The organism is Streptomyces sp. NPDC058964, from assembly GCF_042741275.1.
In the GTDB taxonomy this organism is placed as follows: Bacteria; Actinomycetota; Actinomycetes; order Streptomycetales; family Streptomycetaceae; genus Streptomyces.
The window spans coordinates 1-1,365 of record NZ_JBHYKH010000974.1; the positions used below are offsets into that span (position 1 = coordinate 1).

Consider the following 1,365-nt stretch of genomic DNA (forward strand, 5'->3'; position numbering starts at 1 on the left):
GCTGCTGGGAGCGGCGCTGTGCCCGACCGACCCGGTACTCGCCTCCAGCGTCGTCACCGGCGAGCCCGCCGAGAAGGGGATCACCGCCCGGACCCGGCAGTTGCTCTCCCTGGAGTCGGGCGCCAACGACGGGCTCGCGCTGCCCCTGGTGCTCGCCGCTGTGGCGATCGCCGGACCGCTGACGGGGACACGAGCGCTGACCGAGTCCCTGTGGCAGGTGCTGGGCGCGCTCGTCCTCGGAGTGGCAGCGGGCTGGCTGGGAGGGAGAGTACTGCGCGTGGCGGAGAGGAGCGGAAGCATCTCCCCCGGCCCGCTGCTGGTGTACACCCTGCTGCTGGCCCTCTTCGTGCTGGGCGCGTCCGGGCTGCTGCGCTTCGACGGCGTTCTGGCCGTCTTCGTCAGCGGCCTGGCCTTCAACGCGGTCAGTTCGGTGGACGAACGAGCGAGTGAGAACAAGATCGACGAAGCGGTCAACCGCTTCCTCGTCCTGCCGCTGTTCGTGCTGCTCGGAGCCATGATCCCCTGGCGTGAGTGGGGCCAGCTGGGCTGGTGGCGCGGCATCCTGCTCGTTCTCGGTGTGCTGTTGGCGCGTCGTCTGCCGGTCCTGATCGCCCTCAAGCGTCCCCTGTCCCTGTCCTGGCGGGACGCCGTCTTCCTGGGCTGGTTCGGCCCCATCGGCGTCTCGGCCCTGTTCTACCTGACCATGGAGGCCCACCGGCTCGGCGCCGACCCGAAGGTCCTGGCAGCCGGGACTGTGGTCATCGTGGCCAGCACCGTCGTGCACGGCGTCACCACAGCACCCGGCCTGGTCCTTTACCGTCGAGCGGCCACCGGAGAAACCGGGGAGACCGTGAAATGAACGCGCCCAGGGGTACCCACGCGTCCATCGCGGGGCCGGAGCGCCTGTCCGGTTGGCACGGCGGCACACGCCTCACCCTCCGGCTCCACTGACGGACCGGTCTTTCGGACCTTGGTCCTTGTGGTCCTTGTGGGAGGGGCCCTCGCGCCGGGTACCAGAAGCTTCGTGTTCTTCGATTCCTGGAATGAAATCTTCCGCGTACTCGCCATGGCGGGGCTGGCCTACCCGATCCTCATCGCCGTGGTGCGTGCGTCGGGCAAGCGGACCCTGTCGAAGATGAACGCCTTCGACCTGGTGGTCACGGTCGCGCTGGGTTCGACCCTGGCCACCATCCTCCTCAACCGGCAGGTGGCCCTCTGGGAAGGGGCCCTCGCTCTCGGCTCTCTGGTGACGCTGCAGTTCGTCACCGCCTGGGCATCGGTCCGCTTCCGGGGCGTTCGCCGGCTGGTGAAGGCCGAGCCGACCCTGCTGCTGCACGAGGGCCGCTTGCTGCATGAGGCGATGCG

General features: G+C 69.3%; 2 protein-coding genes. Both read left to right on the forward strand.

What is annotated here, in order from left to right; all coding sequences use genetic code 11:
- Nucleotides 1-859 (forward strand): cation:proton antiporter (locus tag ACFW2E_RS46940; RefSeq protein ID WP_384478305.1); only part of this gene is annotated, 859 nt, incomplete at its 5' end.
- 165 nt (nucleotides 860-1,024) lie between these two features.
- A partial coding sequence (locus tag ACFW2E_RS46945; protein ID WP_384478308.1) for a DUF421 domain-containing protein occupies nucleotides 1,025-1,365 on the forward strand: 341 nt, incomplete at its 3' end.